Source organism: Enterovibrio makurazakiensis, from assembly GCF_050336585.1.
GTDB lineage: Bacteria > Pseudomonadota > Gammaproteobacteria > Enterobacterales > Vibrionaceae > Enterovibrio > Enterovibrio gelatinilyticus.
In genome coordinates this window covers 141,111-165,994 of record NZ_JAKJSE010000008.1, presented here as the reverse complement: position 1 = coordinate 165,994, position 24,884 = coordinate 141,111, and the positions used below count along the sequence as shown (strand labels likewise).

Below are 24,884 nucleotides of genomic sequence, written 5' to 3'. Positions count from 1 at the left end.
GCTTATATTTCTGCAAGTAGCGGGCATTCTACTCTTTTCTTTTGGGGCGTCCAAACATCTTCCGGTACCAAAATGCTTCCAGATCAAGACGTCGACTAAGAATTCGCCAACTAGATGGTGAAAATTGCACACTCACCTGACCATGCATACCAGTTTCATACCAATCAATGTTTCGATGCTCATAACGCGCAACCACATCCGGATGCGGCAAATTCCAGGGAGTATAACGTCCGGTTGAGGCAATAGCGGCCTGCGGCTGCACGCGTTCGATGAACTCAACCGACGAGGATGTTTTACTGCCATGGTGCGGCACAATCAAAACATCGGTGTCCAACTCCTCTTCGTGTGCCACGAGATAAGACTCCCCCGCTATTGGCATATCTCCAGTCAACATAACGCTATGAATGCCATCTGTTACCAGCACCACACAAGAATCTGGGTTTCTCGCTTCGTCAACGAGAGCGAGTGGATACAGGGCGCTAAATTGTAAGCCATTCCATTCCCAACGCTCACCCCGCTGACAAGGAAGCATATCGGGATGATTCTCGCTGATTCTCACCCATTGAGGTTCAAGATTGTCGATCGCCCATTCCATCCCGCCAGCATGATCGTTATCTCGGTGGCTAAGGATAAGCCCGTCCAGCCGACTACCTCTTGATTGCAAGATCGGCGAAACAACACTTTCTACGATGCTTCCCGATGACCATGCTCCCCCCGTGTCATAGAGTACAGCTTCCCCTTCTTTTTCTATCAGTACGGCTAATCCATGCCCCACATCAAGCACGTCGAGCTTCCAACTGTCTGCGTCATCAGCCCCGTCTTCCCACATCACTAACACAGTGACGAATGCGCCAAACAATAGTGGAAACCGCCTCATTTTCAGCGTCAGCCAAAGGAAAACCGTGATGATAAACATCAACAACCAAAGCCAAGGTACACGCTCGATAGAAAACCATCCAAACGAGGCCGTCTCTAATGCAAATAACAAAGGACGTAATGACCAGTCTACTGCCATCCATACCCAGTTGTCCGCGACAAGAGGAGAGATGAGTAAGGCCAAAAGAACTAGGGGGACGGTAATCAAACTAACAAGAGGAACCGCGAACAAGTTATAGAGAATTGACGTCATACTGATGCCGCCAAACCATGCCCACATGAAGGGCAACATGCCAACCGTGAGAAAGCACTGCATCAGAAATAACAACTTGAAATAGCGTTTTAGGGAAGGGATAAGCGACCCGCTTTTCTCGATGCCTTCGTTGCTATTTACGCTGTTTTCTATGTCATCACACCGTCTCTTTTGCCCCACCAATGACATGAGGCACAGCACAAAAACGGCACCAAAAGACAACCAAAAGCTCGCGGAAAAGATGGACAGTGGGTCAACGACCAACACTACGGACAGTACCATCAAGAATGTGTTAAATGGACTGACACTGAAGCCTGTTTGCCGAATAAGAGAGAACGTGATGAGGGCGATAAGTGCACGTTGGGCTGTCAATGAAAAACCAGCCATCCATGCATAACCTAACGCAAAAAACAGCCCCACCATGGCAGCGACCCAAAGCCCTTGATCATGTCTAAACAATAAAGGTAACAACAGCTTGGTGACACTGTAACCAAAGAAAAATGCCAATCCGATATGTAGACCTGAAATCGCGAGTAAATGGGCTAACCCAGTATCTCTAAGCTTCATCCAATCAGACTGTTGCAACAAAAATCGTTCGCCAAACCCCAGCGCGACTAAATACCGAAAAGACGGATAATCTCGAATTTCGTTAGTCACTTTCTCGAACAATTGCTGGCGATAAGAAACACTGTCGTCAAGTATTTCCGCGGTTAACACAGAGCCTTTAGCATGAATATGACGTGACAAAAAATAGGTTTCGGCATCAAAGCCCGCTTCATTCAAACGACCATAGGGCTCTCTTAACCTTGCGGTCATTTCCCAGCGTTGTCCTTGCTTAACTGGCTGATCACTTCGCCAATAGAGACGTACTCTAAATGTCTCAAAAGTGGTCAATTTGCGTCCATTCACTGTGTCGACATCAAAGATTACACTTGTTTGCCGTTTTTCAGCTGTAAAAAGGCTGCCAACTTTTCCTGCTATGGTAATATTCTGAGCCACTGTCTGAGCGGAAATGGTTTTGAATGTAAACAGAGCCGCAGAGCTGGATGCCACTAGACAGCCAAGGGTGAGACCGATGAAAAACACGGATACGTGCTTTCTTAGGGCAAGCAAAATGACAAGCGTGATAAATGAGCCCATCAGCGATGTGCTGATTTCTGGAATGTCTGGCCACCATTTGAGCGTGACGATAGCCACCACGATACCCAGTAACAATTTCATGAAGGTATCAATTCCGTGTTAAATGAAAATCTATGCCAAGAAAAATAATTAAAAAATTTCTCCCCAGACACGACGTGATCCGCAAACAAAAAGCGCTCGCGGTGTTTGGCAATCTGCTTTACGACCCAAACCTTTGGTGTTTGAATCGTCGCTCTGCGTCTGGCGCGTTCGCTGTTGGCTTGTTTATGGCGTTCATTCCCCTTCCTAGCCAAATGATCATGGCTGCTGGCCTTGCCATCATGTTTGGGGTGAACCTTCCTCTGTCTGTTGCCTTGGTGTGGATCACGAATCCAGTCACCATGCCCGTCATTTTTTATGGCGCTTACAAGGTCGGCACTTGGTTGTTGGGCACTCCCAATACCCATTTTCATTTTGAGCTGACATGGGATTTTCTGTTCGGTCAAATGCATCAAATTGGCCCACCGTTTTTGCTGGGAAGTTTGGTATGTGCTTTTTTCTTTGCCGCAGTGGGATACTTTAGTGTTCGCGGCCTTTGGCGCTATTCAGTGGTGAGAAGCTGGCAGAAACGCCGATTGCGTTTGCCTAAAATCAAAGTGCTAAAGAAAAAGAAACCCTCTCAAAATAGCCAAGACCAGAAAAACCAAGACAACTAAAAAACACACATACAAAAATACCCCGCTTTTGCGGGGTATTTTTTTCGTATTGAATAGGATGCGAGATGTTATGTGTTGAAGCGGTACAAGGCTGTAATTCTACAACTTATCAACGGGATGTCCTCCCAACTCTTAGGCGTTACCTATCGTGCACTCAATACCGTCGCGGGTTGCAATTTACAGGCACGCTGCGCAGGATACCAAGTTGCCAACAAGCTCAATACAACAGCAGTAGCAGAAACCATAAACACATCGCTGTAGTGCAATTCCGTCGGTAAAAAGTCGACGAAATAGATGTCGCCAGAGAGAAAGTCCTGCCCTGTTAATCGCTCAATACCACCCACAATAGTTGTGAGATTTAACGCAATTAAACAGCCAGCTATCGATCCCATCACACTGCCCAACAAACCAGAAAGCAAACCGTGCCATATGAAAATCGAGCGAATCAGTCCATCTTTTGCCCCCATGGTGCGGAGCACTGCCACGTCAGCAGCTCGGTCTTTCACCGCCATCATGAGCGTTGAAACGATATTGAAGCAAGCAACGCCAATAACAAGCACCATGACCAAATACATGATCACACGAACCATCTGAATATCGCGATAAAGGAAGCCATACTCCTGAGTCCAGTTCTTAAGGTACACATAAGCCGTCAGTGTTCGGCCGACTTCTCGCACGATACTTCTCGCATCGAGAGGGTCCGTTAACTTCAACGCGACACCAGAAACCATGTCCCCAATGCCCAAGTATGCTTGTGCATCCTGAATAGGGATAAGCGCTAAGCCATGATCCACCTGACCCGCCAAGCTCAAAATGCCAGATACTTGAAGCCGTATGCGCTTTGGCGCTCGCAATTTAAGGTCTGGGTCAGGAGAAGGCACCAGTGCCGTTATCCAATCCCCAACTTCTACGCCCAATCCATCCGCAATGCCTTTACCCAGTACAACAGCATGATTGCCTCCTACAAGAGAAGACCAACCATCCCCCACCACGTAGTCTTTGATATTGCTTACATTAACCTCTTGTAACGCATCAATACCACGAAGTTGAACGGGCTTTAAGTTCGCGCCTTTTTCAAGTAAGGCGGTTAAGGTGACATAGGGTGCACCCGCAACAACGCGGGGGTTCGCGACCGCGGTCTTTTGCATGGTTTCCCATTCTTTAACTGGCGTATTTACCCCTTCCAATTGGGCATGAGGGATCACTGCCAACACACGATTATTCAGCTCTCGTTCGAAGCCATTCATTGCTGACAAACCAACAATGATCACCATGACACCAACAGAAATACCAATCATTGAGGAAACGGAAATAAACGACACCAGTTTATTGCGGCTTTTGGCCTTACTAAATCGACGCCCAATAAACAGCGCTAACGGTTCGATCATGCTGAGACAACCTCACTGTGTTGCTCCACGAACTGACCATCTAACATCGACAACTGTCGGTCCATTTTTCCGGCCAGTTCTTGATCGTGTGTCACCACCAAAAAAGCCGTGTTGAACTCACGGTTCAATTCACGCATTAGGTCATAAATATCTAGCGCAGTCTTATGATCCAGGTTACCTGTTGGTTCATCTGCCAATACCAGTGCAGGACGATTCACGACAGCGCGAGCAATCGCGACACGTTGACGCTCTCCGCCTGAAAGCTCGGAAGGACGGTGCTCGGCACGGTGGGACATTCCCACTGCATCTAAAATTTCCAGCGCCCTTCGCTTCGCTTCTACAGGCTTCTCTCCCCCTATCATCAGAGGCATCGCCACATTTTCCACTGCCGTAAAGTCAGCAAGAAGGTGATGAAATTGGTAGATAAACCCAATGTTGCGATTGCGAAGTGTTGCCTGATCAGATGCACGCATTTTGATCAAATCTTTTCCATCAAAGTTCACTGAGCCTTCAGTTAACGTATCAAGTGCGCCCAGTACGTGCAGCAAGGTGCTCTTTCCTGACCCTGACGCACCCACAATCGCCACCAACTCCCCTTTATCGATAGAGAAGGATACGCCTTTCAACACGTGCGTTTTTAACTCGCCTTCTTGATAGGTTTTCACAACGTTTGAACAGGTAAGTAGCGTATTACTCATAGCGAAGAGCCTCAGCAGGACGAACAGACGCCGCCTTAAATGATGGGAACAAGGTAGCAAGCAGACTCAGCACAATTGCGCCTACGACTACGGAAAGAACTTGCTCTGTTTTAACCACAACCGGCAAAGCAATGCCATTGCCGAGCAAACTCAAATTAAACAGGTGCATAATTTCATTGATATTCATTGCCAGAGCAGTACCAAGTAAACCGCCAAGCATCGCGCCAATTACACCACTGCTGGCGCCCTGCACGACAAACAATGCCACAATGCTTTTGTGCCTCATGCCCTGTGTTTTTAATATGGCAACTTCAGCCTGTTTTTCCATAACCACCATAATGAGCGCTGAGATTATGTTGAATGCCGCCACCATAATGATGAGGCTTAACATTAACCCCATCATATTTTTTTCCATTTTTACCGCTTGAAAAAGCTCACCGCGTAGTTCTCGCCAATCGGACCATTCGTATCCCATGGTTTCAGCAATTTGCTTAATGGTCGGCACATCAAAAGGATCTTCAAGAAACAGCCTAAGATCTGCTGGTTGTGAACGAGGAAGGCGCATTAATCGTGCAACGTCATTGAGGTTGGCATACATGAGTTGGCCATCAACATCCGTGGCAGTGTCATAGATACCTGCAACGGTAAAATTACGCTGAGAGGGAATGCGGCCCACAGGAGTGAATTGACTCGCACTGGTGATCATCACGCGGACTTTGTCGCCCACGGACACATCTAAATCACGCGCTATTTTTCTACCCAAAACCAGATGATACGCACCCGGCTTCAACATTTCGAATGAACCACGCACCATGAACTCACGAATGGGTTCAGGACTGTTAGGCTCAACGCCCAGCAAGCGCCCTGCCGCAATCGAAACAGGGCTTTGCACGACAGCATCAGTGCTTACGATCGGCGCCGTGCCCGTCACGTTATTCCAATTCGCAATCGTGTTCACATCGGGAGCGAGCTCTGCATCGCCAGAAATCACCGCTTGCGGTAAAACCCCCAAGATACGATGTTTCAACTGACCTTCGAAACCATTCATCACCGAAAGTACCGTCACTAATGCCATCACACCAATGGTGATGCCCGCGGTCGACATATACGAAACGAACCGGCCAAATTTGTCGCCTGAACGCCCACGTAAATAACGTAAGCCAATAAACACCGATAAAGGGTGATACATAAATCGAATTCTCAACGAGTCATTTGGACTACTCTAAATACCATTCAATAGTCCGTTGTTATGTGTGCTTACCCAACCGCTTCAATGCTTCGCCAGCTCGTAAGATGAAAGATTGTATTTCATCGTATGAGCGCTTTAGTTAGCGTGGGTATAGTGAACAGCAAGAATACCTTTAAGGTCAGCGGATTGCCATGAAACCCAACCTCACCACCCGCGGTTAGGTGCTTTTTCAAACAAATCGTTCCATTCTTCTTACAACACAGCCTTCTTATTCGCAGATACTGTGACTTGCGCTAACCCATTGCGCCCATGACGACCTAGAACCGAGATCATGAACCGCCCATCGTTTTATCGAGTACTCAAGTTCATTGGCACTGTTCTCCATCAACAGGCAAAGAATCAAACACCTTAAGCACAGAAACATGCATATTGGGTCAGTTTGGGTATAATCAACAGATTACAAAGCATTAGGACACACAATGAGTCAGGACGAATACTTTTCCGTACATGCGCACCTAAAAATTAATGTGGAAGAATTAGGTGATGGCGAGCATGTCCCGTCTGACGTAGAGTTTGGCCGTGAAATCCCGATTGCTTTTCGTATTGCTAGCGACTGTGGTGTTCTAGATAGTAGCGTCGAAAAAGAAATCCATACGCTGCATAACGACCAAGGTCATGCCTTGAGCAAATTTCTGACTGCTCAGAATGAAAAGATCAATTTGTTGCTCGGCTTTATGTTGTCTCAACAAGATGATCCCAACCTTCGATTTCAGACTGAAACTTTCGGAGCCAGCAGCCTCACGTTCATCGCCAAGAAGGCATTTCAGAAAGGACAGCATCTTCGCCTAAAGCTCTTTCTTGAGAACCCTCCTTCCGCCATTTACTGCTACGGTACCGTGTACGGATGCAAAGAAAAAAATGGTAAGTTTGCCGTGGGTATTAAATACACACGCCTTCAAGAAGAAGACAGAGATGTGCTGATCCGTGCTGCGCTTCATCAGCAGCAGAAGCTTCTTAGACAACGCGCATTAGAAAGAGATAACTAAGCCCCAAATCATGAAAGATAACGCTTTATTTACCTTGCCTTCGCCAACCAAAGCCGGCGACACACGTGTTATTGCCAATCTCCTTGGCGCTTCACTGCCTCTAACCATTGCCAATATTGCGGATAAGCAGCAAAGATTGATGTTGTTGGTCGTCCCAGACAATCAAACAGCGCTAAAGCTTCAGCCAGAAATACAGCAGTTTACAGGGCAATCGTGCCATGTTTTCCCAGATTGGGAGACACTGCCCTATGATAACTTTTCACCGCACCAAGACATCATCTCTGATCGTATTGCTCGGCTCTATCAGTTATCTAAACAAACCGCTGGGATACTGATCATTCCGGTATCTACCTTGCTGCAACGCGTCATGCCGAAATCCTTCTTGGTTCAGCATGCGTTGATGGTAAAGAAAGGTGATTTGTTATCACTTGAAAAGCTACGTCATCAACTCGAATTATCTGGCTATCGTCATGTTGATCAGGTTATCCAACATGGTGAGTACGCAAGCCGTGGTTCGATTCTTGACCTGTTTCCAATGGGGTCTAACCATCCTTTCCGCATCGATTTCTTCGATGACGAAGTGGACACCATTAGAGAGTTTGACCCAGAGAACCAACGTTCTACTCAAGAACTCGATCATATCAACTTGTTGCCCGCACACGAGTTCCCAACAGATGACGAAGCTGTTGAGCAGTTTCGCGTTCGCTGGCGCGAGCGATTTGAAGCAAGGCGTGAGCCGGAATCCATCTACCAGCAGGTAAGCAAAAAGACATGGCCAGCAGGCATTGAGTACTGGCAGCCACTTTTCTTTGAGCGCACCGAAACGCTGTTTGACTACTTACCCAATGACACTCTCTTGCTCACCAAAGGTGATCTGGAATCTGCCGCTAATCAGTTTTTAACCGATGCCGAGTATCGTTTCGACCAACGCCGAGTCGATCCACTGCGCCCTCTGCTGCCACCCATTGAGATTTGGCAGAACGTTGAAGAACTATTTTCTGCGTTTAAAGCATACCCGCGCATCAAGCTACAGATTGATTCAACAGAAGATAAAGCCGGACGACAAAATGCGCCCATTAAGGATTTACCAGACCTCACAGTAAATCAGCAGCTAAAAGAACCATTAGGCTCACTGCGCAAGTTCACTGAAGACTTCAAAGGCAAAGTGGTGTTTTCCGTTGAAACGGAAGGACGCCGAGAAGCCATGCTGGATCTTCTCGCTCGTATCAAGATTCGCCCTTTCGTTAGTGCGAACCTCGAAGAAGCGATAAATGCACCAACATCGTTTGCCATGGTGGTCGGCCCAGCAGAACGAGGATTTGTCTGCGAGAAACCCGCCTTTGCGCTGATTTGTGAAAGCAACTTACTCGGTGAGCGCGTTATACAACAACGCCGCCGCGGAGATAAAAAGGCAGCGGTTAACAGCGATACCATGATCCGAAATCTTGCAGAGTTGCAGATTGGACAGCCTGTTGTTCACCTCGAACATGGTGTGGGCCGCTACCTAGGGCTCCAAACGCTAGAAGCTGGCGGCATTGAAACTGAATATGTCACACTGGAATATCAGCAAGGCTCCAAGCTCTATGTACCCGTTGCATCACTGCATTTGATCAGCCGATACAGTGGCGGCGCCGAAGAAACAGCCCCGCTACACCGTCTTGGTGGCGAAGCGTGGGAGAAAGCGCGTAAGAAAGCCGCAGAGAAAGTCAGAGATGTTGCCGCAGAGCTACTCGATGTATATGCCAAACGTGCTACCAAACCCGGCTTTGCGTTTAAACACGACCGAGAAGCATACTTAGATTTCTGTTCAAGCTTCCCATTTGAAGAGACCCCAGACCAATCTCAAGCCATCAATGCTGTACTCTCTGACATGTGCCAGCCTATCGCAATGGATCGCTTGGTATGTGGTGATGTAGGTTTTGGTAAAACAGAAGTCGCCATGCGAGCAACCTTCTTGTCGGTCAATAACAACAAACAAGTTGCCGTGCTTGTGCCAACCACACTGTTAGCACAACAGCACTTTGAGAACTTCCGAGATCGATTTGCCAACCAACCTGTTCGCGTAGAAGTATTGTCTCGATTCAAGTCTGCCAAAGAACAAAAAGCCATTCTTGCCGACTGTGCTGAAGGCAAGATCGACATACTTATCGGCACACATAAACTGCTGCAAAGCGATGTGAAGTTCGAAGACCTCGGTTTACTGATTGTCGATGAAGAACACCGCTTTGGTGTTCGACAAAAAGAGAAAGTCAAAGCCATGCGTGCAGATGTCGACATTCTCACGCTCACTGCGACCCCAATTCCTCGTACATTGAATATGGCGATGAGTGGCATGCGTGATTTGTCTATCATCGCCACGCCACCTTCACGTCGCTTGGCCATCAAGACTTTCGTTCGAGAGCGAGAGGACGCGATGATCCGCGAGGCGTTGCTGCGTGAAATCATGCGTGGTGGGCAGGTCTACTTCCTTCACAATGATGTCGACAGCATTGAAAAAGCCGCAGACGAATTGGCTGAACTGGTACCTGAAGCTCGCGTTACCGTCGCTCACGGACAAATGCGTGAGCGTGAACTCGAACGTATCATGTCTGATTTCTACCACCAGCGTTTCAATGTATTGGTGTGCACCACCATTATCGAAACGGGCATCGACGTTCCAACTGCCAATACCATATTGATGAACAGAGCCGATCGTTTAGGCCTCGCTCAATTGCATCAATTGCGTGGTCGTGTCGGGCGATCGCACCACCAAGCATATGCTTACTTACTCACCCCACATCCAAAACGGATGACGAAAGATGCGGTTAAGCGTCTTGAAGCCATCTCGTCGCTCGAAGATCTTGGCGCAGGTTTCACGCTTGCCACACACGATCTTGAAATACGTGGCGCGGGTGAATTGTTAGGTGAAGAACAAAGTGGTCAAATTCACTCTGTGGGTTTCACGCTGTATATGGAAATGCTTGAGCAAGCGGTAGAAGCATTAAAAGAAGGTAAAGAGCCATCATTGGAAGACTTGCTCAATCAGCAAACCGATGTTGAATTACGCTTACCTGCGCTGCTGCCTGATAGCTATATCCCAGACATCAATACTCGCCTATCACTATACAAACGTATTGCGGGTACCAAATCACAAGATGAGATTGAAGAGCTAAGAGTTGAGCTGATTGATCGATTTGGTTTGTTGCCTGATGCAGCATCGAATTTGCTCAAAGTGCAACAGATTAAACTAGATGCAGCGAAACTAGGTGTACGTAAGATCGACGCTCATGATAGAGGCGGTGTGATCGAGTTTAACCAAAACGCCCAAATTGATCCCGGCTTCTTGGTGGGTCTGTTACAATCGCACCCAACTCGATATCGTTTCGATGGACCAACCAAACTAAGAATTGTGGAGTCACTGACTGATCGCAGAGAAAGGGTTGAGTTCATAGAGACACTACTGACCCAATTTGCTGACAACCTATTGGTCGCCTGAGTCATTGGCGACAAGATGCTATTAACGGAGTAATGCTTTGAAAAAGCTAATTTTCCTGCTGCTGTGCACCATTAGCTGGCCTTCACTTGCAGAACGTTGGTTTGACGTTGAAGTGATTGTATTTAAACGTAACCAGAACCCTGAAAGCGTTCAGGAAAACTGGCCTGATACACAACCAAACATTAATTTGTCGAATGCGATATCTGTTTTTGACTCCGCCACATTATCAGCCAAAGGACTTCAGGTTCTTCCAAAACGCGATTGGCAGCTCAACGCTGAATACAACAGATTAGCGAATCATGCCGGCTTCAAGCCTTTGTTACACACTGCTTGGCGTCAAAATGATGGTAGTAAGCATGCCATGCCAAAACTGCGATTTACGGCGGGTAAAAATTTTGGTGATACTTACTACACCGATGGCACACCAAAAGAGACCTCTCTCAATGCTGACTCCGCTTATGACAGTAATGAAAAACAAAGCGGTTCAATGTATGAGTTAGATGGGTTTATTCGTGTCTATGTCCAGCACTACTTGTTCATTGAAACCGACCTTGTGCTTCGTGAGCCTGGTGAGCGAAAAGTGCTACAAGACGTGAGCGAAGTGCCCACCCCGCTAAATAACCAAACCGCGACCGACATCGAAACGGTCTTGGACGATGGCACTAAGGTTGCTTTGCCAGAAGAAGCGGACACGTTTACCGGACTTCAAAAACTTGAACGTACATATGCCGTCGAGAAATATCTTAAGCCATATGCCTTCGAGCAAAAGCGCAGAATGCGAAGTGGCGAGATCCACTATTTGGATCACCCTCTGATGGGTCTGATTATTCAAGTCACTCGTGTCCAGTAAACTGCTTTATAAACGCCCTCTTAAGAGGGCGTTGCTTTTTCAGGCTTATACGTAAGTAACCTGAATGCACTCGATCTCATGTTACTCGGGTCGACATATACTTAATTAATACATAACGAAGAACGACACACATAACCCATGCAAGCAAACTTGGAATTTCAAACAGATCGCCTTCTGCTTCGCGCACTGAATCGCATAGATGCTATTGCGCTACGCGACGCTATCAGAGACTCCTCTGACACCATTTCTCCATGGCTAGACTGGTGCCACGAGGGTTTTGATGATTTAGATTCAGAAGCATGGATTAATCGCAGTCGACAGGGTTGGCTGACTGGCACAAGCTATGAGCTTGGTGCTTTTGATTTAGAAACAGGGACACTTGTTGGCTGTGTATACATCTCGAGCATCGACAAGGTCGCTAACCTCGCAAACCTCGGGTATTGGATTGCCTCTCACCATCAAGGTCGAGGGCTTGCCATTGAAACGACTGAAGTAGCGGCAACACTCGCGTTTACTCACCTACTGCTCACGCGCCTTGAACTCGTTATGGATCCAGCCAATCTTGCCAGTATTCGTATTGCTGAAAAGTTAGGCGCAAGCTTTGAATGCAAAGCAAGAAATCGATACATGTATGATGGCGAGCCCAGAGAAGGCTTGGTGTACAGTTTAGTCCCATCTGATTTTGGGCTTTAATCTCAGGCTGGCGTGACACCCAAAACGCACTCATCAAGATCAAAAAAAGCTGCCAATGGCAGCTTTTTTCATACATTAAATGGCGCGTTCAGTGACCCACCAAATCTATCAATGTATCAATGAAGTTTTAACGATGGACGCAACACGCGGTTGATTCGGCTCACCAGCATCATCAAACCCGTCTTAATCACACCGTGAAGTGCGATTTGGTGCATTCGATACAAAGAAATGTACACCACACGCGCCAAACGGCCTTCTACCATCATTGAGCCACGAGTCAGGTTACCCATTAGGCTACCTACGGTAGAGAAACGGCTAAGGGAAACCAAAGAACCATGGTCTTTATAGACGTAGGCTTTTAACTCACGATCAGTCAGTTTCGCAACGATGTTTGAGAAACAACGGCTGGCCATCTGGTGCGCTGACTGAGCGCGAGGCGGTACCATCGAACCATCTGCTTGCTCACACGCTGCACAATCGCCCAGCACGAAGATATCATCATCACGCGTTGTTTGCAGTGTTGGCTTAACCACCAGCTGATTGATACGGTTAGTTTCCAAGCCTGCAATATCTTTCAAGAAATCAGGGGCTTTGATACCCGCCGCCCAAACCATGATTTGTGCAGAAATCTTATCGCCATCTTTGGTCACCAAACCGTCTTCTTCGGCTTTTACAACCATGGTTGCTGTGCGTACATTCACGCCCAGTTTAATCAGCTCTTGCTGCGCCGCACCAGAAATACGAGGAGGCAAAGCAGGAAGAATTCGCTCACCCGCTTCTACTAAGGTCACGTTGAGCTTTGAGCTGTCTAGGTCACGGAAGCCATAGTTGTGAAGCTCTTTGATCGCATTGTGAAGCTCTGCAGACAGTTCAACACCCGTCGCACCCGCACCAACAATCGCAATATCAACAGTACCGTTACCCGATTTAGCATGGAGCTTGAGGAACTCATTGTTCATGTCGTTACGGAAACGACGCGCTTGCTCTGGGCTATCTAAGAAAATGCAGTTATCACGAACGCCTTCAGTATTGAAATCATTCGATGTAGAACCAATTGCCATCACCAGTACGTCGTAGCTCAGCTCTCGCTCTGGCATCAGCAGTTCGCCATCTTCCTCGTCGTGCAATGCCGCCAACTGAATGGTTTTATTCTCACGATCGATATTGGCTAAGCTACCCAATTGAAAATCAAAATAATGATTACGAGCATGAGCACGGTAGCTGATGGCATCAACACCCTCATCCAATGAGCCTGTTGCCACTTCATGCAACAAAGGTTTCCAAAGATGACTCGCTTTGCGATCAACAAGAGTGACCTTGGCGCGTCCTTTACGTCCAAGTGTGCGGCCTAATTTAGTAGCCAATTCCAAGCCACCCGCACCGCCACCTACTACAATAATTTTGGTCACGATTACTTCCTCACCATGAATTTAAAACGAAAAAATGTGCCTCACCCCACACTCGAAAATGCGTGATGAAAAAAAATGTGTGTTCAAACGTGTGTAGGTGATGAGGTAAAAATTGATCGCTAGCGGTAATGTGAAGTCGCAGATTTATCTTTTGTTTTTAGTGCATCTACGCTTTTGTATTTGTTTTTTTGCGCTTAACGTCACAACCAATTTGTCGCTTCCATTATACAGCTCACTTGATCTCAATCAATTTTTATATCTTAAAGTCCCAACCAAATGCCGCAAAAATGCGCAATGCATCGATTGGAAACGACAATATTTCGAGAACACAAAACAGAGTAAATACGACAAAGACACCTGAAGCAAAGGCAGGTGTCTTTACGATTAAACGACAGGAGTATTAGGCTTGCTCTTTAAACGCCTTCATAGCTTGAAGGTGATGAGAAATGCTCTTGAATTTATGGCTCTGGGCATCATCCCAAACCACATCATAGTAAGCACTCAATGCATCTTCTGAACGCGAGTTATCAAGCACATCATCATTCTTGGACAAAATAACTAAACAGCGGCCTGCATTTTTAGAACGGAAATCTTCAACACATTTAGTGCCAATATCAGCATACTCTTCAGGCCTATCGATTCGACCTTCCATATTTTCCTGCGGAAACAAGTTAGGGTTAAACACAACTTGCTTTAGGCCGCTTAGAAAACCAATACGCTCTGACCAATACCCACCAAGCCCGACACCGCAAATCAAAGGGTGCTTATCATCAGACATTTCAATTTGCTTGCTGACTTCTTTCAGTAGGTGTTGCATGTCATGTTTCGGGTGACGCGTACTGTAGCTAAGGAAGCGAACATCAGGGTCTATAAACTGAAGCTGCATGACCTTTTCGTGGTTGCCAGGGCTTGTAGAATCAAAGCCATGAAGATAAATAATCACTGAAACTCCCTCTCACACTTGTATGGCTAACGCCGCTATCTTCTAAGTCTGTGTCATGGTGATAACACAATCTACCATGCATTCACACACATTACTTAAGGTTAAAGAACAAAGCCTCGAAGGGGTCAATAAATTCAACGTCAATTGGTTACCTTGTCACCAACCGTGGTGGTATCTACGCAGTTTTCCGACAACCACACTCACTATTGAAGTACGTCATTGATGTCATCAACATAAGACGCCAACTTATCACGTAATACTTGGCGTTGCTTGTCACTCAAATGCCTATCCAATCGCTGAAGCAGCTCATATCGTCTCGCAAGATAAATAGCCATGTCACTTTGGTATTCATCACTTTGAAAATGGACAAGTCGGGAGAAATAATCATTGATGCGCTGTTCGATATCGGGCTCATTACGGTGAAGAAGAATTGCTGTCAGCTCTTCCAATAAGCGATCACGAATATCGTAAAACACAGGTCGCATCTCAATCTGGTAAGACGCCATTTCGGTCAATTGTAATTGCTGCTTATCGCTAACAGCGTCTACCCAAACTTCCATCCGCTCGACCAACCGTGTCTGACGTCGCATGACCTGATCGTCAGTCGTGCCTTCATTCGCCTTTTGAACGCCTTCATCAATGTTGTCTTTGAGCGTTTGCAGCCAGTGTTCAACCTGCTCATCACTCAGCGACCGAATCAAATTCGCTAAGGGCGGCGTCAAACCAACAAGTGACGCCAAAATCGTTTCGTTCACCTGTTGGTGGTACTCCCCTATCTTTGAATAAGATAAAGGTGAAGCCGTATCTTGCTTAACTTGCTTGAGCAAAGCCTGTATTTTGGGAAGTTCCACTTGTCGATGCCATGAATGAAACACCTCCAGATCTTTGTCCAACTGCTGCTGTTGAGACGACGTCATATCAACATAGTCGGACAAGTAGTAATCGATCCAGAAAGGGAGTGTGTTGTAGGCAAATTGATTAGTGCATGCAGTGAGAGAGAATGCCATGAACGCAGCAATCATCATGTTTTTCATTGAATAATCACTATGCTTCATCGATGTGCCCCCTCTCGGTAACAACTATGGATATCGTTGCTTGTTCAAATCGGCAAGGAGTTGAAAAGCGCGTTCTTGATACAATGGCAAACCGTATAATTCAAACCCAAGCAAAAACCACAGCAAGCCCAAATAGTGGGCCACTGGAAGCCATCGTTCACAAGTTTTGTGCCACAACTCGACGTTTTCTATACGTCGTTTTTGACAGTACCGATTCACTAAGGTTTCAAGATCAACGTCATTTGCGATAGATGTCATGACCAAATCAAGGGCAGGGTCACCCAACGCGGCATATTCCCAATCAATGACTTTGACTTCACCGTTAGGCTGCCTAATCAGATTGTACGCGCCCAAATCATAGTGACTGGTTGTTAAAGTCAAATCACTCTTGAACGCCGAACGCTGGAAATACTGATGAATGGACACGACGTCGTGGGTTAACGAATCAGAAGATAGACAACGAAAGTAGTGCTGACCTTTTTCAAATGGATCAAACCGATTGGTAAGGGCTGGTAGCTCATGAACCTTGGCTTGCAACTCTGCCAGCATGTCCAATTCAGCGCTCACTAATACGTCGCCTTTTACCCACTCATTTAACAAGCCTTCAGGATAAAGAGCCACAGGTCTTGATGTTAGCCCCATCTGTGAAGCAATCAACAACGCATCATGTTCATTTTGACGGCTCAAGCCAAATATTTTGGTAGGCTGCCCATTTGGTCGCCACACAAATTCACGACCGTCAGAGCCTGAAAGCTTCATACAGCGGTTGCTCAAACCACCTTCAAGCCATTGCGCGTTTTCAATAATAAAATGAGGCCGCAGTCGTTCGACAACTGCGGCCTTATCAAGCTCTATGGGTTGCAATCGTATTACCAACCAATCAGAGATTTAGACTCTTTCTTACGAATTTCAGTCTCATCAGCCCATTCAATCAGGCCCGTTTCAATATCCATTAAACGCATCGTCATTTTGTAGTAGACGTCAGCATCACTACCACTACGCTTATCAATACTGGATAGGTTGCCGTACAACATGTACTGCGCCCCCACCATTTTACCAAACTGAATAGCAGTGCCTGGGTTAACCAGCGCGTCGTTGTTTTGGAAATCCAATTGATCACGAACGGCTTCCACTCGCGTCATATCAACAAAGCGGAATTTACCTGAATTAAGCATACGCGTGCTAATAGAATCAGTGATTGATTCTGTATCAATGTGTTCCGCCGTTTTGTTCTTGATTGACTCAACAAAAACAATCGGTCTGCTATCACGAGTAATCGCCGCGACTGATCCTGACGTCAGCATGCTGTCGGTCATTTCAACAGCGATTTTTTGAAGATCCGTCGACCCAAACTCGATCGTGGTCGTTTCTACTTCTTGAGCGTCGCCATAGCTCACTTTTTGTGAACACCCACCCATGATGAGCGCTACACCCATCAGCGCAATCACGCTTTTATTCATTCTTCTCACCCATCAAGTTGTCTATATTCGTTAGCGATTAATGTCCCTGAACTAAGTATTACTGCACGTTGCGCAGTGACACACGAAAGTTCTTAGCCGCTGGGTTCAATGCAACGCCTTGAAGCGTCACAGAGTCTTGACCGTAGAGCGTAAACTGACGCCACGGAGAACGACCGCTGTCGACTTCAAGCCCCTGCTCGTCATACCAATTGAATCGGTACTGAAGGTTCTGCGCATCACTGCTTTTATTCGTGACCATGACCTGCGCTAACAAGCGATCGTTAACTTCGCTGGTTTTGGCGTTGCCAAACTCCAAAGACTTGCCCAGCACTTCATTACCCAAAACAACATTCTGATTACTGCTATCAATGCTAATGCCAGACGTATTACTCGCACATCCCGCCAAAAACAACGTTGCCGATAGCAAAATAAATGCAGATCGCATCATATATCTCCTAAAATTCCCTGCCAGTGCACGACATTACCACCCTGCCGAGACAGCCATACCAGTGTCGTTTTACCCGATTCCAAAGCCACATCTATGGATTGCCCATCCACGGTTACTACGTGTTGGCCCCCAGAATACATACCGCTGAACACTCCCGCGCTTTCCGGCAGGGTCTGCCAACTGCGTGTATCCGGTTGTTCAGTTAATACGTTTAAAATACTTGCCACAAAATTTCCAACGCCACTCTCGTCATTTTTAGACAAAGACTTACGCATTTCGTTTTTTGCCACAAGGCGCAAAATCTGACGAACACTCATTGCTGGCATGGCTTCACTCAGCGCATTTTGAGCCATAGCATTCACATTCACCAACGCAGACGGTGTGACGGTAACACCATCGATACCAAAAGACTGCTGTGGCGTAGCACTAAAAGAAGTGTAATACGGAAGTGCCAAACTATAGGTTTCCAAATACCCATCGCTATCAGTCAACCAGATGGGCAGACGCCAATCTTGACGCGCATTCACCACACCTTGCTCATTAATCACAACCAGTTGAGATTGGCTTCGTAGTGGACGTTGATAGTCGCCGTAGCGCTTTTCAAGCAAGTCCAACTCACTATTACGCCCTTGCTTGAACGCCACCCTCATTGTCGCGTCAGCAATGTATTGGTTGTCTGGTGCAACCGCCAAAGCTCGGCTGTAATCAATGAACGCGCCATTAAGATTACCTTCAGCTTCATACAACAAGGCTGATAGATAAAACAGATACCCGTTCTGCACTGCTTCTAGCTTGTCACCCGCATCAGGATACCTTGCGAGCACGGCACCTACGTTGTCAGCGATACCATTGTTCTTGGCTGAATTCGTCGCGTTTTTCAGTTCAGTTTCACGGAGTTTACGGGCTTCTTCTTGCACTCTGTTCGCACGTCGAGACTCTACCAATGCAGCGGTCAGATCGCCTTCCTGCAAATACCCTAACATTAAGTAAAGGTGCAAAAAACCCAGTTCGTAATCCGGAGGCGTATACGTCAACATGTTATCGTTAGAGAGCAAGGCACCGGCCTGATTAAAGCCCTCAGAAACTTGAATCACGGCTTGTCTTTGTTGCTCTGTCGCCGCGATATCCGCTTGGTCAAACCCTTCCTTACTGATCACATCGTCGCCCGCAAGCAACGCCAAACGCCCGCGCTCCATGCCATCAAGCAAATCACCATCGACAGACTCTGGTAGCAATGCCAGCGCTTGCTCGTACTCTCCCTGAGACGCTAACTGATGTGATGGCTTCAATGCCGCTGAATAATGGCTAAACAGCCCTTGAACTGACAAATTGGCACAGCCCATCAGGCCAAGGCTAATGAGGCCAACAGCTAGTTTTTTTTGATGGCACAAAGTAAAAGCCCTACGCGTATTGGCGAGGGCTTGGGAGAAATAGTGAGTCATTATCCGACAGTCATCGGTCCCAATGGGCGTCCACCAAGTAAGTGCATATGAATGTGATACACCTCTTGTCCACCATGGTTATTGCAGTTCATGATCAAACGGTAACCGTTTTCTGCAATGCCTTCTTCTTCCGCTAACTTACGTGCAACCGTAAACATACGACCCATGGTCGCTTCGTCTTCAGCTTCAATATCATTAACCGTTGGGATGAGCTTATTTGGAATGATGAGCATATGGCTTGGCGCACGAGGATTAATGTCTCGGAAGGCCGTAACGAGATCGTCCTGATAGACGATGTCCGCGGGTATTTCCTTACGAATGATTTTACTGAAAATGGTTTCTTCAGCCACGGGCAACTCCAAATGAATGATTTCATGAAGGTCTAAGTATGCTAGAGACCAAGAGATTGAGCAATAATGAACAGTGTTTTTATCGACATGAGTGAAGGGGAACGCTCTATTTTTACGTTTCGTTACAAAACCTGATGGTTTTTCCCCCAGCCTCTAGCTGCACTTATCAGTCATGAGTTATTTATTAACCATTCTCTCAGCAATTTTGCGTCTCACTTCAAAGACTCGAAATACCGACCAATTTTAAACGTAAAGTTTTTGAAATACTTGCAGATGATAAGAATAGCGATGTGTTAGAAGTCAGTAATTAACTTTTATTAACGGTAGGTGGTTTGTTTTGCAGCAAGTGCCCCTCCGTAGCAACGATTTTTCGGCCTCTATTTTAGGTCGTCTATCTGGGAGACATTGGCCTGTGGCTAGTGGGAGGAAACAAATGGCTAAGAAGCGACAGAGTTCTGTTATACGTCGAATGTACGCAGGGTTTGCAGTACTAGCAGTCAGTTTAGTAGCGACAAACACACTAAACTTGAACAGCTCTCAAAACATTCATGAACAACTGGAAGTTGTGACCACTGAAGCCCTACCTTTAGTATCCATGTCTAACGAAGCGAGTGTCAGCTTGCTCGCAGCAGATAAAATCTTCAAAGATTATCTCACCAGCGGCACTGTCACCGCCAGCCAGCAAGTTCTTGATCAATTTGAAGCAGCCAGACAAAAGTTCGACGTTAACCTTGGCAGCCTCTACGAAGCCACCTCTAGCCAGCCAGAACTTGCAGGGCAGTTGGAAACCTTGCGTGAAATTGAAAAGCGATACTTCGAAGAAGCAGCAATGGCGATGGGGAACTTCCAGCGCCAACAAACCGCCAAAGCAAATGGTGTAAAAGCCGCTCGCCAATTCCAACGTATGAACACTGCGCTTGCCCTTGGCATGCAAGACTTTGTTGCCAATAACGGTTCCACAACGCTTAAAATCATCTCTAAAACCTACTTTAGAAAGCTGCAAGAAACCGAAACACACACCTCTGATGCGCTCGCCAGTAATGATCTTAATGACGTCAACAAAGCCATTGCAGGCAACAGGCGCAGTGTTAAACAATTGAATTACTCATTTCGCTCACTGACTTCTCAGTTACCTGAACTGAAAGAGAAGTTCCAGAAAGATCTCGACTCCTTCACCGTTGATGTGTCCAGAGAAGGTGGCGTGCTAGACCAGCATTATGCCTATTTGGTGGCGACGGGAGAGCTATACGACAATATCTCCAACCTCGCAGTGGAAGTTGATAATGCGATGGCAATATTGGATCAATTTCGCCAGCAAGCGGATGGCGTCATGATGGCATCCATTGAGCAAGCGAACACATCATTCCAAAACGGCGTAAGACAGACCATTTTCATTGGCGCTTTAATTCTTGCCATTACCTTCTTCATTGGTTGGCACATCGCTCGTAGTGTTCGTAAACCTCTGAGCAGTACCCTAACGGTATTAGAAGCCATTACCGATGGTGACATGACACAACGCATCGAGGTCAAGGAACACAATGAGTTTGGGCAACTTGCCGACCACATCAATACCTTGGCATCTAACCTTCAAGGCATATTGAAACAACTTCGTGATGCGGCTGAAGATCAGGCGCAAGTTGCTGCAGAAAACCAGTCCACCACTCAAACAGCCAAAGAGCAGCTGAATGAACAGCGCCAACAAACCACGGCGGTTGCCGCTGCAATGACCCAGATGGAGCATTCTGTTCAAGATGTCGCTAGCAGTGCGCAGCAGACCATGGATAAGGTCATGGAGGTGAGTGACGCCGCAGCCAAAGGCCGCGAAATCATGACGCGCAGCATCAGCACTACCCACCAGCTTTCAAGTCGACTCGATGAGTCAGTTTCTGTTGTTTCTTCCCTTCAAGAGATGACCGCCAATATCGAAACGATTCTGGACGTGATCAGTAACATTGCTGACCAAACTAACTTGCTTGCCCTGAATGCCGCGATAGAAGCCGCACGTGCGGGTGACCAAGGTCGAGGCTTTGCCGTGGTTGCTGATGAAGTACGCGTACTGGCGAAACGAACATCAGACTCCACCTCTGAAATTGAGGAGATGATCAGCAAACTACAAACGCAATCTAAAGATGCTGTGTCCGTGATGCAAGAGTGTGTCACCGAGATGGGCAATAGCGTCACCCAGGCATCTGACGCCAACTCAGCGATGGAAGAAATTGAAGCCATCATCATGATGATCAGCGACATGAGCAGCCAAATTGCTCAGGCTGCGACAGAGCAACGCACCACATCAGCAGATATTGCACGTAACGTCGAACACATCAGCTTCATTGCAGACAACAGCTACAGCGCCATGCAAAATGTTGCCGGAGCCAGTGAGAGGCTTGATAAACAAGCAGTGAGCCAAAACGAATTGGTTCATAGGTTCACGGTTTAACCTTTTATTCAGGTTATAGCGGGCACAAAAAGTGCCCGCTTTCTTTTGTTCCGCCAACACTTCCACAAAGCGACAAGTCTCTTTACTACGGCCTCTATAACCGCCCATCCCCACACTCAATATCCACGCCATTTATTCGTCATCGAACTCACTCACCTACCCTCACTTCATGCAAATCACGATTAGCATGCAATGTCTAGATAGACTGCCAATTCACCCAATTAGCCATGCACCATCACCGTCAATTCATCGACGCATTATGCACGCCGTTTAACCTAGGTTTGAATCGATGGCAAATAGATCCAACTGTTTGTTTTAACGCCAAAGTTAGGTGCCAATATGAGCAAATGCGCCTATGCGCTATCGGAATAGCGTAATAAACGACAAATGTGATCCATGTTTACCTTCGTAATATTCTTGGTTGTGTTATGCGCCTCTTGTGGCAAAAATCAAAAAGAAAGCGCTTTCTTTTCCAGTTTGAATACCAAGAGTTGGATAACTACCGAGACGAAAATCGCAACCACAAAATCATAAGTCACTGATTAGTTAAGTGACATTGACGTTAGGATAGTCGCTATCCAAAGGGAGTTAGACAGTGTCGAGCAAAATGGCCTACCTGCACCAACAAAACGGTGACGGGTTAACTGAGTTGAAAATGAAAACGCGCCAAATCGTGGATAACAAAATTCACGGTATTTCTTTCAGTCCTTATGTCGACGGACAGGGACCGGGTTCTGAAATTAGCGAAGCGCAAATTCACGAAAGATTGCAAATCATCGTACCTCACGTCAATTGGGTGCGTTCATTTTCCTGCACAGAAGGTCACGAGAACATTCCAAGAATCGCCAAAGAATATGGCTTAAAAACCATGGTTGGCGTTTGGATTGATTATGACAAAGAAAAAAACGAAATCGAATTCAACAACGCTATTGAAGTGGCTAAAGCAGGCCATGTTGATGTATTAGCGATTGGCAATGAAGTGCTATTGCGTGGCGATTTATCTGAAGACGATTTGATCGACTACATTGAACGCGCTAAAGCGGCGTTACCTAATGTTGAAGTCGGCTATGTGGATGCGTATTTCTTATTTGAAAATCACCAGCGCGTCACGGATGCCTGTCAGGTTGTACTCACCAACTGCTACCCATTCTGGGAAGGCTGCCCACAAGAATTCGCCGTCCCATACATGAAAGAGATGTATCACCGCGCGATGAAAGTCGGAAACGGTAAACGCGTGATCATATCAGAAACAGGTTGGCCAAATCAGGGCGTCGCCGAACGTGGCGCTGTGCCTTCTGAAATCAACGCATTGAAATACTTTATCGACACCTATGCATGGGCAGAGGAAGAAAACATCGAAATATTCTATTTCTCGTCATTCGACGAAGCATGGAAAGTGGAAGATGAAGGCGCTGTTGGTGCCTATTGGGGACTTTGGGATAAAGACGGTAACTTTAAGTACAACGCTTAATTTACGCATTCTCTAGCCGTCTTTTTCTATTAGCTATAAAAATAAGGAAACAAGGTATAACACTATGGAATACAGAAACGCTATTTGTTATTCGGGGTACCGAGAAGGTCAAAACCCTCGCGAAGGGATCTATCCTTCTTACAACCAAGTGAAAGAGGATTTACTTATCCTTTCTCAAAACTGGTCAGCCCTACGCCTATACGATTGCAGCACGCATGCACGTTTGGTGTTAGACGTAATAAAAAACGAAGGTCTGGATTTCAAAGTCATGCTTGGAGCAGATGTCGGCGCTGAAATGAACAACCCAGATTGCCCTTGGGGTGCACAGTTCAGTGAGGAAACGCTGGCTGCAAACCAAGAAGCAAACAAGCAAGAGATTGAACGATTGATCGACCTAGCAAATGCCTATCCTGACACCGTGGGATATGTCTCTGTCGGTAACGAAGCGAGTGTTGAATGGACTGATCACCTGATCTCTGTGGAGAAACTGGTTGAACATGTTAAGCGTGTTAAGTCTGCGATTTCACAGCCAGTCACGTTTTGCGAGAACTATGTTCCTTGGACCTACAAGCTGGATGATTTAGTAGAAGCGCTAGACTTCATTTCTTTGCACACCTATCCGGTTTGGGAATACAAAACCATTGATGACGCATTGGAATACACCAAGCAAAACTACTTCGCTGTTGCCGACCGTTACCCTGGCAAGCCTGTCATTATTACAGAAGCCGGCTGGGCAACCGCCTCAAATGGTCGCGGGATTGACGAGTGGAATGCTTCAGAAGAACTGCAAGCCGCTTACTACGAGCAATTGCTAAACTGGACACGTGAAGAGAAAATCCTCACATTCGTGTTTGAAGCATTTGATGAGCCGTGGAAAGGCGACTCTCACCCTCAAGAACCAGAAAAACACTGGGGCTTATTCAAGGTTGATCGCACACCAAAGCTGGTGATGCAGGAACTGTTTGATTAATCTCTAGCACACCTATAACTCCAAATAAAAAATGGGCAGATAATCTGCCCATTTTCTTTCGTGCACTAAACGCGGAGTGTCTCACCCGCAATGCCCTATTGCACAGCATCGCGTAAGCACACCCTAAAGTCCTTTCCTTTCGTCTTTGCATTCCCAAGAGCCCATTTCAAACTCTCTGCAGATCCAAGGTCTGTTTTCATAGATAGTGCACATAAATGTCTCGCGATCTAGCGCAGAGCACCAACCATCATCTAGACGTAACATGGTTTCTCCACCCCACTGGTCATAAGCAATATGCTCTTCAGGAACACCAGTATCAGTGATGATCATCACTTCCAAACGACAACAACATGCTCGGCAGTTAGAGCACAATACTTCTGGCGTCACATTTTTAACGGGGATAGTCATAGACATCTACGGTTAACTCAATTGCCGCATAATACTTCAAAAAGCAGTGAAATCCTTCTAAATACTGATGCAAAATTTGATTGACGCCACCGTCGCCATTTTTCACACCAAATCGCTTTAAACCAGCTTCGCTAAACATGAGAAAAGCCTTACAATGCGCGCCCTTTTTACATCTCGCAGGCAACTTC

Annotated in this window: 22 protein-coding genes; 8 read left to right on the top strand and 14 right to left on the bottom strand. The window is 46.6% G+C overall.

The genetic code is table 11. From position 1 onward, the window contains the following. Nucleotides 1-28: 28 nt before the first annotated feature. Nucleotides 29-2,350, bottom strand: a complete 2,322-nt coding sequence (locus L4D06_RS07015; RefSeq protein WP_429738461.1) for a DNA internalization-related competence protein ComEC/Rec2 — start codon at nt 2,348-2,350, stop codon at nt 29-31. 32 nt (nt 2,351-2,382) lie between these two features. On the opposite strand from L4D06_RS07015, the gene L4D06_RS07010 reads away from it, so the two are divergent. Next, a complete protein-coding gene (locus L4D06_RS07010; protein WP_274165590.1) occupies nt 2,383-2,964 on the top strand; it encodes a DUF2062 domain-containing protein in 582 nt (193 codons plus the stop codon). A gap of 143 nt (nt 2,965-3,107) precedes the next feature. On the opposite strand, the gene lolE is transcribed toward L4D06_RS07010, so the two are convergent. From lolE to lolC, 3 genes are read right to left on the bottom strand one after another with little or no spacing between them, the layout of a single operon-like run. After that, a complete protein-coding gene (gene lolE / locus L4D06_RS07005; RefSeq protein WP_429738459.1) occupies nt 3,108-4,352 on the bottom strand; it encodes a lipoprotein-releasing ABC transporter permease subunit LolE in 1,245 nt (414 codons plus the stop codon). Then, nucleotides 4,349-5,050 carry a lipoprotein-releasing ABC transporter ATP-binding protein LolD gene (gene lolD / locus L4D06_RS07000; protein ID WP_274165592.1) on the bottom strand — a complete coding sequence of 234 codons (702 nt, stop codon included), beginning with the start codon at nt 5,048-5,050 and terminating at the stop codon, nt 4,349-4,351. The genes lolE and lolD overlap by 4 nt, the downstream gene beginning before the upstream one ends. Further along, nucleotides 5,043-6,239 carry a lipoprotein-releasing ABC transporter permease subunit LolC gene (lolC, locus tag L4D06_RS06995; RefSeq protein WP_274165593.1) on the bottom strand — a complete coding sequence of 399 codons (1,197 nt, stop codon included), beginning with the start codon at nt 6,237-6,239 and terminating at the stop codon, nt 5,043-5,045. Before lolC ends, lolD begins: the two co-directional genes overlap by 8 nt. Nucleotides 6,240-6,718: 479 nt before the next feature. Here lolC and L4D06_RS06990 point away from each other — a divergent pair, with 479 nt between their 5' ends. The 4 genes from L4D06_RS06990 to L4D06_RS06975 all read left to right on the top strand — a co-directional run bounded on the left by L4D06_RS06990 (nt 6,719) and on the right by L4D06_RS06975 (nt 12,303). Then, nucleotides 6,719-7,285 carry a PilZ domain-containing protein gene (locus tag L4D06_RS06990; protein ID WP_274165594.1) on the top strand — a complete coding sequence of 189 codons (567 nt, stop codon included), beginning with the start codon at nt 6,719-6,721 and terminating at the stop codon, nt 7,283-7,285. 10 nt (nt 7,286-7,295) lie between these two features. Then, on the top strand, nt 7,296-10,760 hold the full coding sequence (gene mfd, locus L4D06_RS06985) for a transcription-repair coupling factor (RefSeq protein WP_274165595.1): 3,465 nt from the start codon (nt 7,296-7,298) through the stop codon (nt 10,758-10,760). Between the two features lie 37 nt (nt 10,761-10,797). After that, nucleotides 10,798-11,610, top strand: coding sequence for a peptidoglycan binding protein CsiV (locus tag L4D06_RS06980; protein WP_274165596.1), 813 nt, complete (start codon nt 10,798-10,800; stop codon nt 11,608-11,610). Nucleotides 11,611-11,760: 150 nt separating this feature from the next. After that, a complete protein-coding gene (locus tag L4D06_RS06975) occupies nt 11,761-12,303 on the top strand; it encodes a GNAT family N-acetyltransferase (protein ID WP_274165597.1) in 543 nt (180 codons plus the stop codon). Between the two features lie 116 nt (nt 12,304-12,419). Here the strand turns inward: L4D06_RS06975 and L4D06_RS06970 are convergent, their stop codons facing one another. From L4D06_RS06970 to hinT, 8 genes are all read right to left on the bottom strand, one after another. Then, nucleotides 12,420-13,712: an NAD(P)/FAD-dependent oxidoreductase gene (locus L4D06_RS06970; RefSeq protein ID WP_274165598.1), complete on the bottom strand. Its 1,293-nt coding sequence runs from the start codon at nt 13,710-13,712 to the stop codon at nt 12,420-12,422. Between the two features lie 400 nt (nt 13,713-14,112). Beyond that, a complete protein-coding gene (gene ycfP, locus L4D06_RS06965) occupies nt 14,113-14,655 on the bottom strand; it encodes an alpha/beta hydrolase YcfP (RefSeq protein ID WP_274165599.1) in 543 nt (180 codons plus the stop codon). 203 nt (nt 14,656-14,858) lie between these two features. Then, nucleotides 14,859-15,710 (bottom strand): DUF6279 family lipoprotein, encoded by an 852-nt coding sequence (locus L4D06_RS06960; protein WP_429738457.1) that lies wholly within the window; start codon nt 15,708-15,710, stop codon nt 14,859-14,861. A 24-nt stretch (nt 15,711-15,734) separates the two neighbouring features. Continuing rightward, nucleotides 15,735-16,574, bottom strand: a complete 840-nt coding sequence (locus L4D06_RS06955) for a phosphotransferase (RefSeq protein ID WP_274165601.1) — start codon at nt 16,572-16,574, stop codon at nt 15,735-15,737. A 5-nt stretch (nt 16,575-16,579) separates the two neighbouring features. After that, nucleotides 16,580-17,170 (bottom strand): penicillin-binding protein activator LpoB, encoded by a 591-nt coding sequence (gene lpoB / locus L4D06_RS06950; RefSeq protein WP_274165602.1) that lies wholly within the window; start codon nt 17,168-17,170, stop codon nt 16,580-16,582. A 58-nt stretch (nt 17,171-17,228) separates the two neighbouring features. After that, nucleotides 17,229-17,615 carry a YcfL family putative periplasmic lipoprotein gene (locus tag L4D06_RS06945; RefSeq protein ID WP_274165632.1) on the bottom strand — a complete coding sequence of 129 codons (387 nt, stop codon included), beginning with the start codon at nt 17,613-17,615 and terminating at the stop codon, nt 17,229-17,231. Next, nucleotides 17,615-19,060 carry a COG3014 family protein gene (locus tag L4D06_RS06940; protein WP_429738454.1) on the bottom strand — a complete coding sequence of 482 codons (1,446 nt, stop codon included), beginning with the start codon at nt 19,058-19,060 and terminating at the stop codon, nt 17,615-17,617. Before L4D06_RS06940 ends, L4D06_RS06945 begins: the two co-directional genes overlap by 1 nt. Next, nucleotides 19,060-19,410, bottom strand: a complete 351-nt coding sequence (hinT, locus tag L4D06_RS06935) for a purine nucleoside phosphoramidase (RefSeq protein ID WP_274165604.1) — start codon at nt 19,408-19,410, stop codon at nt 19,060-19,062. Before hinT ends, L4D06_RS06940 begins: the two co-directional genes overlap by 1 nt. Before the next feature lie 433 nt (nt 19,411-19,843). Here hinT and L4D06_RS06930 point away from each other — a divergent pair, with 433 nt between their 5' ends. The 3 genes from L4D06_RS06930 to L4D06_RS06920 all read left to right on the top strand — a co-directional run bounded on the left by L4D06_RS06930 (nt 19,844) and on the right by L4D06_RS06920 (nt 24,288). Next, nucleotides 19,844-21,847 carry a methyl-accepting chemotaxis protein gene (locus tag L4D06_RS06930; protein ID WP_274165605.1) on the top strand — a complete coding sequence of 668 codons (2,004 nt, stop codon included), beginning with the start codon at nt 19,844-19,846 and terminating at the stop codon, nt 21,845-21,847. A 595-nt stretch (nt 21,848-22,442) separates the two neighbouring features. Then, complete coding sequence (locus L4D06_RS06925; protein WP_274165606.1) at nt 22,443-23,318, top strand: glycoside hydrolase family 17 protein; 876 nt, start codon at nt 22,443-22,445, stop codon at nt 23,316-23,318. Nucleotides 23,319-23,382: 64 nt separating this feature from the next. Then, entirely contained in the window at nt 23,383-24,288 is a 906-nt protein-coding gene (locus tag L4D06_RS06920; protein ID WP_429738452.1) for a glycoside hydrolase family 17 protein, read from the top strand. 123 nt (nt 24,289-24,411) lie between these two features. On the opposite strand, the gene L4D06_RS06915 is transcribed toward L4D06_RS06920, so the two are convergent. Together L4D06_RS06915 and L4D06_RS06910 are read right to left on the bottom strand one after the other, a co-directional pair. Beyond that, entirely contained in the window at nt 24,412-24,696 is a 285-nt protein-coding gene (locus L4D06_RS06915; protein WP_274165633.1) for a YkgJ family cysteine cluster protein, read from the bottom strand. After that, nucleotides 24,680-24,835 (bottom strand): hypothetical protein, encoded by a 156-nt coding sequence (locus L4D06_RS06910; protein WP_274165608.1) that lies wholly within the window; start codon nt 24,833-24,835, stop codon nt 24,680-24,682. Before L4D06_RS06910 ends, L4D06_RS06915 begins: the two co-directional genes overlap by 17 nt. Nucleotides 24,836-24,884 lie beyond the last annotated feature (49 nt).

Coding starts and splice junctions, on each gene's coding strand:
- L4D06_RS06940 (WP_429738454.1), bottom strand. CDS start 19,060: ATGACTCACTATTTCTCCCAAGCCCTCGCCAATACGCGTAGGGCTTTT.
- L4D06_RS06910 (WP_274165608.1), bottom strand. CDS start 24,835: ATGTTTAGCGAAGCTGGTTTAAAGCGATTTGGTGTGAAAAATGGCGAC.
- lpoB (WP_274165602.1), bottom strand. CDS start 17,170: ATGAATAAAAGCGTGATTGCGCTGATGGGTGTAGCGCTCATCATGGGT.
- L4D06_RS06930 (WP_274165605.1), top strand. CDS start 19,844: ATGGCTAAGAAGCGACAGAGTTCTGTTATACGTCGAATGTACGCAGGG.
- lolD (WP_274165592.1), bottom strand. CDS start 5,050: ATGAGTAATACGCTACTTACCTGTTCAAACGTTGTGAAAACCTATCAA.
- L4D06_RS06945 (WP_274165632.1), bottom strand. CDS start 17,615: ATGCGATCTGCATTTATTTTGCTATCGGCAACGTTGTTTTTGGCGGGA.
- L4D06_RS06990 (WP_274165594.1), top strand. CDS start 6,719: ATGAGTCAGGACGAATACTTTTCCGTACATGCGCACCTAAAAATTAAT.
- lolC (WP_274165593.1), bottom strand. CDS start 6,239: ATGTATCACCCTTTATCGGTGTTTATTGGCTTACGTTATTTACGTGGG.
- lolE (WP_429738459.1), bottom strand. CDS start 4,352: ATGATCGAACCGTTAGCGCTGTTTATTGGGCGTCGATTTAGTAAGGCC.
- L4D06_RS07010 (WP_274165590.1), top strand. CDS start 2,383: ATGCCAAGAAAAATAATTAAAAAATTTCTCCCCAGACACGACGTGATC.
- L4D06_RS06920 (WP_429738452.1), top strand. CDS start 23,383: ATGGAATACAGAAACGCTATTTGTTATTCGGGGTACCGAGAAGGTCAA.
- L4D06_RS07015 (WP_429738461.1), bottom strand. CDS start 2,350: ATGAAATTGTTACTGGGTATCGTGGTGGCTATCGTCACGCTCAAATGG.
- L4D06_RS06915 (WP_274165633.1), bottom strand. CDS start 24,696: ATGACTATCCCCGTTAAAAATGTGACGCCAGAAGTATTGTGCTCTAAC.
- L4D06_RS06960 (WP_429738457.1), bottom strand. CDS start 15,710: ATGAAGCATAGTGATTATTCAATGAAAAACATGATGATTGCTGCGTTC.
- mfd (WP_274165595.1), top strand. CDS start 7,296: ATGAAAGATAACGCTTTATTTACCTTGCCTTCGCCAACCAAAGCCGGC.